Annotated in this window: 7 protein-coding genes and 2 pseudogenes; 7 read left to right on the top strand and 2 right to left on the bottom strand. The window is 66.8% G+C overall.

Going from position 1 to position 7,700, the window contains the following annotated elements; translation table 11 throughout:
• The 3 genes and pseudogenes from Q0066_RS11890 to rplA all read left to right on the top strand — a co-directional run.
• Positions 1–327 (top strand): annotated as a pseudogene (locus Q0066_RS11890) (transcription termination/antitermination protein NusG); the annotation flags it as partial.
• A 38-nt stretch (positions 328–365) separates the two neighbouring features.
• Positions 366–797: a 50S ribosomal protein L11 gene (gene rplK, locus Q0066_RS11885; protein WP_298133150.1), complete on the top strand. Its 432-nt coding sequence runs from the start codon at positions 366–368 to the stop codon at positions 795–797.
• A 94-nt stretch (positions 798–891) separates the two neighbouring features.
• Positions 892–1,593 carry a 50S ribosomal protein L1 gene (gene rplA / locus Q0066_RS11880; RefSeq protein ID WP_298133148.1) on the top strand — a complete coding sequence of 234 codons (702 nt, stop codon included), beginning with the start codon at positions 892–894 and terminating at the stop codon, positions 1,591–1,593.
• A 152-nt stretch (positions 1,594–1,745) separates the two neighbouring features.
• Here the strand turns inward: rplA and Q0066_RS11875 are convergent, their stop codons facing one another.
• Positions 1,746–2,219, bottom strand: coding sequence for a GNAT family N-acetyltransferase (locus tag Q0066_RS11875; RefSeq protein WP_298133145.1), 474 nt, complete (start codon positions 2,217–2,219; stop codon positions 1,746–1,748).
• Between the two features lie 262 nt (positions 2,220–2,481).
• Between Q0066_RS11875 and rplJ the strand changes: the two genes are divergently transcribed.
• Positions 2,482–3,069, top strand: coding sequence for a 50S ribosomal protein L10 (gene rplJ, locus Q0066_RS11870; RefSeq protein ID WP_298133143.1), 588 nt, complete (start codon positions 2,482–2,484; stop codon positions 3,067–3,069).
• Positions 3,070–3,087: 18 nt separating this feature from the next.
• Entirely contained in the window at positions 3,088–3,480 is a 393-nt protein-coding gene (gene rplL / locus Q0066_RS11865) for a 50S ribosomal protein L7/L12 (protein WP_298133141.1), read from the top strand.
• Between the two features lie 373 nt (positions 3,481–3,853).
• On the opposite strand, the gene Q0066_RS11860 is transcribed toward rplL, so the two are convergent.
• Positions 3,854–3,994, bottom strand: coding sequence for a hypothetical protein (locus Q0066_RS11860; RefSeq protein ID WP_298133139.1), 141 nt, complete (start codon positions 3,992–3,994; stop codon positions 3,854–3,856).
• Between the two features lie 114 nt (positions 3,995–4,108).
• Here Q0066_RS11860 and Q0066_RS11855 point away from each other — a divergent pair, with 114 nt between their 5' ends.
• Both Q0066_RS11855 and Q0066_RS11850 read left to right on the top strand, forming a co-directional pair.
• Positions 4,109–5,398, top strand: a complete 1,290-nt coding sequence (locus Q0066_RS11855; protein WP_298133137.1) for a helix-turn-helix transcriptional regulator — start codon at positions 4,109–4,111, stop codon at positions 5,396–5,398.
• A 495-nt stretch (positions 5,399–5,893) separates the two neighbouring features.
• Positions 5,894–7,700, top strand: a pseudogene (locus Q0066_RS11850) (DNA-directed RNA polymerase subunit beta); the annotation flags it as partial.

Raw genomic sequence — 7,700 nt, 5'->3', positions numbered from 1 at the left:
CGGCACACCCCGTCGGTGACCGGCTTCGTCGCGCACGCCAACGCCCCCGTCCCGCTGTCGCTGGACGAGGTGCACAAGATGCTGGCGCCGGCCGCGCTGGCCAAGGCGGCAGCCGCGGCGTCCGGCCCGAAGAAGCGCACCCGCAAGGTCGAGGTCGCCGACTTCAAGGTCGGTGACTCCGTCATGGTCGTCAACGGCCCGTTCTCGGGCGTGCACGCGACCATCACCGAGATCAACGCGAACAGCCAGCGGCTCAAGGCCCTGGTGGAGATCCTGGGTCGGGAGACCCCGGTCGACCTGACGTTCAACCAGATCGCCAAGGTCTAGTTCGCGAACCCGAAACACAACGAGTTAAGGACCCACACATGCCTCCCAAGAAGAAGGTAGCGGCCATCGTCAAGGTCGCCCTGAACGCGGGTGCGGCGACCCCGGCTCCGCCGGTCGGCACCGCGCTCGGCCCGCACGGCGTCAACATCATGGAGTTCTGCAAGCGGTACAACGCAGAAACCGAAGCCATGCGCGGCAACGTGATCCCGGTCGAGATCACCATCTACGAAGACCGCACGTTCACGTTCGTCACCAAGACCCCGCCGGCCGCCGAGCTGATCAAGAAGGCCGCCGGCGTCAAGAGCGGCTCCGCGCGTCCGCACCAGGACAAGGTCGGCACCATCACCGCCGCCCAGGTCCGCGAGATCGCCACCACCAAGCTGCCCGACCTGAACGCCAACGACATCGAGGCCGCCGCCAAGATCGTCGAGGGCACCGCCCGCTCCATGGGCATCACGGTCGCCGGCTGAGTACGTAGCCACCACCCACACCCGCGGCAGGACGACGTCCGGACCGCACCTGGCAGATCGGCCACACGAGGCCGACATCACAAGGAGACCAGTAATGAAGCGCAGCAAGGCCTACCGGGCAGCCGCGGAGAACCGCGACGCCGATCAGGTGTACACCCCGGAGGAGGCTCTGGCGATCGTCAAGAACAACGCCACCGCCAAATTCGACGAGACGGTCGAGGTCGCGATGCGGCTCGGCGTCGACCCGCGGAAGGCGGACCAGATGGTCCGCGGCACCGTGAACCTTCCCAACGGCACCGGCAAGACGGCAAGGGTCCTCGTCTTCGCCACCGGTGAGAAGGCCGCGGACGCCACCGCCGCGGGCGCCGACGAGGTCGGTGCCGACGAGCTGATCGAGAAGATCACCGGCGGCTACCTCGACTTCGACGCCGTCGTGGCCACCCCGGACATGATGGGCAAGGTCGGACGCCTGGGCCGGGTGCTCGGTCCGCGCGGCCTGATGCCGAACCCGAAGACCGGCACCGTCACCATGGACGTCGCCAAGGCCGTCAGCGACATCAAGGGCGGCAAGATCGAGTTCCGCGTCGACCGGCACGCCAACCTGTGCTTCATCGTCGGCAAGGCCTCGTTCAGCCCCGAGCAGCTCACCGAGAACTACTTCGCCGCCCTGGACGAGGTGCTGCGGCTCAAGCCGTCCTCGTCGAAGGGCCGGTACCTCAAGAAGGTCACCGTGTCGTCCACGATGAGCCCCGGCGTCGGCGTCGACCCCACCCGGTCGAAGCCCGCCGAGGTCTGAGTTCGATCACCCGGCAACGGCCCGGCGTCCGTCATCGGACGCCGGGCCGTTCCGCGTCCGGGCACCGTCGTTCCCCGTTCAAACGCTCCCCGAACTATTCAGGGCTCGCTGAACTCGGCGAGCCCTGGATAGTTCAGCGAGCGCGGGGGAGGTCAGAGGCCCTTGCGCATCGCGAAGCTGACCAGCATCACCGAGTTGACCTCGGGAGCCAGCTGCTTCTCGACGACGAACCCGCGGCGCTCGAGCAACGGACGCAGCAGCAGGCTGGCGCTGACCGTGAGCGCGTCCAGCCCGGCGGTTCGCCCGCGTGTTTCGATCTCGTCGAGGAGCCTGCTCGCCACGCCGCGGCGTCCGAACTCAGGTGACACGAACAGCATGTCGATGTAACCCTGCTCGTCGAGGTCGGAGAAGCCGACCACGGTGTCGTCGATCACCGCGACGATCGTCGCCGGTGCCGACCGGGCCGCGTGCCAGGCCGGAAGGTTGTCCTCCGGCGGTCCGGCCCATGCCGCGACCTGATCGGCGGTGTAGCGTTGCGCGCCGGTGACCATCACGGCGTCCCGGAACACTTTCAGGGTCGGCGCGGCGTCGGCCTCGGTGTAGTCACGCACCCGTACTCCGTTCATTGCAGAATCGTCCCAGACGGCGCAACCGACGAGGCGATCCCTCCGAGCCGGACGCCGAGTCCGCCGATTTGGCCGGCCCGGACGCCGTGTCATAGACTGCGTGGAGCCGAAGACCGCTGGTGACATCACTCGATGTCCTAAGGATCAACGATCGCCCGCGCAGGTATTCCTGAACAGCTCGTCACGAGTTCGCCCCGGATTGCCTTGCGCGCCGGGGTTTTTCCACGTCCGAGGCAGATCAACGGAAGTGGGAAGGAGACTCATGGCGAGGGATGACAAAGCCGCAGCCGTGGCGGAGCTGAAGGACAGCTTCACCAACGCGGCCGCCGCCGTACTGACCGAGTACCGCGGTCTCACTGTGAAGAACCTGCAGGAACTGCGCAGGTCCTTGGGTGAGAACGCCACCTATGCCGTGACGAAGAACACGCTGACCACGATCGCCGCCCGTGAAGCGGGCATCGAGGGCCTGGACGACCAGCTCGCCGGCCCCACCGCGATCGCGTTCATCACCGGTGACGTCGCCGACGTCGCCAAGGGTCTGCGTGACTTCGCGAAGGCGAACCCGCATCTGGTCATCAAGGGTGGCGTCATGGACGGTCGTGTCCTCGACGCCGAAGGGGTCAAGAAGCTGGCCGACCTGGAGTCTCGCGAGGTCCTGCTCGCGAAGCTGGCCGGCGCGATGAACGGCAACCTGGCGAAGGCCGCTGGCCTGTTCGCCGCCCCGCTCAGCCAGGCCGCTCGCGTCCTGGCCGCACTGTCCGACCAGAAGCAGGCCGGGGGAGACCCGGCAACCGATGCAGCGCCCGCTGCGGAGGCCACCGAAGACGCGGCTGACGCTGCATCGAAGTAAGACGAAAGGAACATCATCATGGCGAAGATCAGCACCGACGAACTCCTTGATGCCTTCAAGGAGATGACCCTGATCGAGCTCTCCGAGTTCGTGAAGCAGTTCGAGGACACCTTCGGCGTCACCGCCGCCGCTCCGGTGGCCGTGGCCGCCGCGCCGGCCGCCGCCGGCGGTGGCGAGGCTGCCGAAGAAGAAGAGGTCAGCAACGAGGTCGACGTGATCCTCGAGTCCGCCGGCGACAAGAAGATCCAGGTCATCAAGGAGGTGCGCGCGCTCACCAGCCTGGGCCTGAAGGAGGCCAAGGACCTGGTCGAGGCCGCTCCGAAGCCCGTCCTGGAGAAGGTCGCCCGCGACGTCGCGGCCAAGGCGAAGGAGGCCCTGGAGGCCGCCGGTGCCGCCGTGTCCGTCAAGTGAGCTGACACACACCGCACAAGTCGGCGGTGGAGCCCGAGAGGGTTCCACCGCCGATTTCGCGTTCCTGGGACTCTCACACCGCGTCTCGGGATTCTCGCACCGCGTCGCGGGGCACGCTCACCCCTCTCAGGGACGCGTGGCTGCGTGGGGGAACTCCGGACGTCGGCGTGGTCCCGATCTCGGGATCGTGACACGGATGCGCGGCCGGGTAGGCGATTTCGCGCTGGAACCCGAGATCGTGCACCGAACCGGTCACCCGATGGCGACGCCGAGATCGTGACGCCCACCCCCGGGCATCAGTGATCGGCGGCGGAACCCGAGAGTTCCGCCGCCGAACTGCCTAGCGGGGGTGGGTGTGGGCTGGCTTGAGGGGTCAGCGGTGGCCGAGGCGAGCGCTGACGGGCCAATCACCGAAGCCACCGGCGGCCTGAGGGGCCTGGGAGGCGACCGGCACGGCAGTGACGGCGATGAGCGCCGCGACGGCAACGAGGGCCTTGCGGATCGTCTTGTTCATTGTGCTCCCCGGGTGGTTTGGCGAGGACTTGCTGTTGACAAAAACGTATCGATACTTGACGGACATGTCAACTACTGGTCAGACTGGGAGACAGAAGTCCGGAGGAGGTGCGTTTTGACCACTTCGCTGACCCACGACGGGTTCGGCGCTCGACTTCGGGCCACCCGCAAGCGGCTCGGCATGTCGCAAGCAGAGCTCGGTGGCGACCGTTACACCGGCAGCTACATCTCGCATCTGGAGAGCGGGCGACGCGCGGCGTCGCATGACGTGGTCGAGTTCTTGGCGCTGCGGCTAGGGGTGACGGCCGACGAACTCGGCATGGAGCCGTCGCTGCCCGAGCCCATCGACAGCTTTGACGACACTCACGCTCTGGAGCATCTGCTGGTGGCCGAGCGGGCCTGGCACGACCGTGACTGGGCGACCGCCGGCGAACTCGCGACCCGTGCGGCGGCGTCCGCGTTGAACGCCGGGCAGCCCGAGCGGCATTGGCAGGCGCTCTACGTGCAGGCACAGGCAGCACTGGCCGAGGGCGAGTTCGCCGATGCGATCCACTTCGCCGAGCGGCTCGCCGCGCACCAGGTGGCGGCGACCTCGCCGACGCTGCGCGCGCAGGCGCTGTGCTTGTCGGCCACCGCGCACCGAGTCGGCGACGAGTTGCCGATGGCGCTCGTCCATGCCGGACAGGCTGTCGAGTTGGCTCGGGAAGCCCCGCCGATCGTGATGGCGGACGCCCTGATGTGCCTGATCAGCGCCGCGCTGGAGGCGGGCCGGCCCACGGCCGAGACCGATCGGTTGTGCGCCTGGCTGGAAGACGTGTCGCTGCACGTCGAATCGGCTCACGCCCGCGGCGTCATCTACTGGACGCTGGGCACCGCTTCGTTCAAGTCGGGCAACGTGGCCAAGGGGCTGGAGTTGCACGACCTGGCGATGGAGTTGCTGAACCCTCGTCGCGATCTGCGAATGTGGTTGCGACTGAACCGCTCGGCCGCCAATTGCCGACTCGACGCGGGGATCACCGACGGCGTCCGCGAGATGCTCGAAGTGGCCCGCGGCGGGCTCAGCTTGATCGGCAGCGTCTTCGACATGTTCGAGTTGCGGCTGGCTGAGGCCAAGCTGCAGCTGCATGAGGGTCGGCCCGAGCAGGCTGCGGAACTCGTCGAAGCGGTACTGGTCGACCCGGCGATGCGTCCGGCCACGATCAGCAACGGTCAGGGCCAGGAACTGCTGGCCGAGATCGAACTCGACCTGGGGCGTCCGGCACGTGCCCGGGCGGCCTTCATCAGGGCTGCCGATCTCTACGGCAAGCAGGAACAATTCCGCCAAGCCAGCCAGTGCTGGCAGCGGGCCGCAGCGCTCGAAGACATGAGTGTCCATAATATGGACAACCCTTCCCCTAGTGTTTGACAAGCTTGTCAAGTGGTGGTGTGATTACTGCTGTCGACGGCACAACCCCCCGATAGCGTCGTTGATGGGCACTGCTGATCGGTGTTCGCCTTGTGAGTTTCCTCCCGTTGCCCGAGGCGAGCACCGATTCAGTGCGTTCTGGGCCTTCACTCCTGGCCGTTTCGCGCCGTGACGACGCCGGGCAGCGGTCATCCTTGACAAGTCATATCCGTGCGATTCCTTGCCGGCCCGCCCCCTTCCGCGTTGCGCGGTTGAGCTGAGGGGTCTCCGCGCTATCGTGACGACGGTGGCTCAGCCCGCATCGGCTGAGCCCGCATCGCAGGGACGCGGTGCAAGGAGCGCAGCCGGGAGTGGATGGACCCACTTGGCAAATCGTGGCCGATGGACTATAGTGATTGTTTGCCCATCGCTCACCTACGACCCGTGATTTGACGCGGGCCGTTCTGCGTGCAAAGAACCGGCTACACCGCCGGGTTTCTTGGAAGGACCATCACCTTGGCCGTCTCGCGCTCTGCGTCGAAGAACACCAATGTCGTCTCCGCCTCCGGCCGTATCTCGTTCGCCAAGATCGCCGAACCCCTTGAAGTCCCGAATCTGCTCGACCTGCAGATCGAGTCCTTCGATTGGCTGGTCGGCAACGAGACCTGGCGTAACCGGGTAGCCGCAGCGCTCGCCGAGGGACGCACCGACGTCAACACCAAGTCCGGCCTGGAGGAGATCTTCGAAGAGATCTCCCCGATCGAGGACCTGTCGCAGACGATGTCGCTGTCCTTCCGTGACAACCGCTTCGAAGACCCCAAGCACTCCGTGGAGGAGTGCAAGGACCGCGACGTCACCTACGCGGCGCCGCTGTTCGTCACCGCCGAGTTCATGAACAACGACACCGGCGAGATCAAGAGCCAGACGGTGTTCATGGGCGACTTCCCGCTGATGACCGACAAGGGCACCTTCATCATCAACGGCACCGAGCGTGTGGTGGTGTCGCAGTTGGTCCGTTCGCCCGGTGTCTACTTCGAGCAGACCCCGGACAAGACGTCCGACAAGGACATCTTCACCTGCAAGATGATCCCGAGCCGGGGCGCCTGGCTCGAGTTCGAGGTCGACAAGCGCGACATGGTCGGCGTCCGGCTCGACCGCAAGCGCAAGCAGAACGTCACCGTGCTGCTCAAGGCGCTGGGCTGGACCAACGAGCAGATCCTGGCCGAGTTCGGCGAGTTCGAGTCGATGCGGCTCACCCTCGAGAAGGATCACACCGCCAATACCGACGAGGCGCTGCTCGACATCTACCGCAAGCTGCGCCCGGGCGAGCCGCCGACCCGTGAGGCCGCCCAGCAGATGCTGGAGAACTACTACTTCAACCCGAAGCGGTACGACCTGGCCAAGGTTGGTCGCTACAAGATCAACAAGAAGCTCGGCACCGGCCTGCCCTTCGACACCCAGGTGCTGACCCTGGACGACATCGTCGCGGCGATCCGCTACGTGGTCGCCCTGCACGAGGGCCGGGAGACCATCGGCGAGCAGATCGTCGAGACCGACGACATCGACCACTTCGGCAACCGCCGGCTGCGCACCGTGGGCGAGCTCATCCAGAACCAGCTCCGGATCGGCCTGGGCCGGCTGGAGCGCACCGTCCGCGACCGGATGACCACGCAGGACATCGAGGCGATCACGCCGCAGACGCTGATCAACATCCGTCCGGTCTCGGCGGCGCTGAAGGAGTTCTTCGGCACCTCGCAGCTGTCGCAGTTCATGGACCAGACCAACCCGGTCGCCGGCCTGACCCACAAGCGCCGGCTCTCGGCGCTGGGTCCGGGCGGTCTGTCCCGCGACCGCGCCGGCATGGAGGTCCGTGACGTCCACCCGTCGCACTACGGCCGGATGTGCCCGATCGAGACCCCTGAGGGTCCGAACATCGGTCTGATCGGTTCGCTGGCGTCCTTCGCCCGGGTGAACGCTTTCGGCTTCATCGAGACCCCGTACCGCAAGGTCATCGACGGCAGGGTCACCGACCAGATCGACTACCTGACCGCCGACGAGGAGGACCGGTACATCATCGCGCAGGCCAACGCGGCGCTGGATGCCGACGGTGCCTTCGCCGAGGACCGGGTGCTGGTCCGGCTCAAGCACGGCGATGCCGACGAGGTCGCTGCGGCCGACGTGCAGTACATGGACGTGTCCCCGCGCCAGATGGTCTCGGTGGCCACCGCGCTGATCCCGTTCCTGGAGCACGACGACGCGTCCCGCGCCCTGATGGGTGCCAACATGCAGCGCCAGGCGGTGCCGCTGATCCGCAACGAGGCGC

The organism is Micropruina sp. (assembly GCF_027492755.1).
Lineage (GTDB): Bacteria > Actinomycetota > Actinomycetes > Propionibacteriales > Propionibacteriaceae > Micropruina.
Note: the sequence above shows the minus strand (reverse complement) of the source record. Positions and strands in the feature narration are given on the sequence as shown.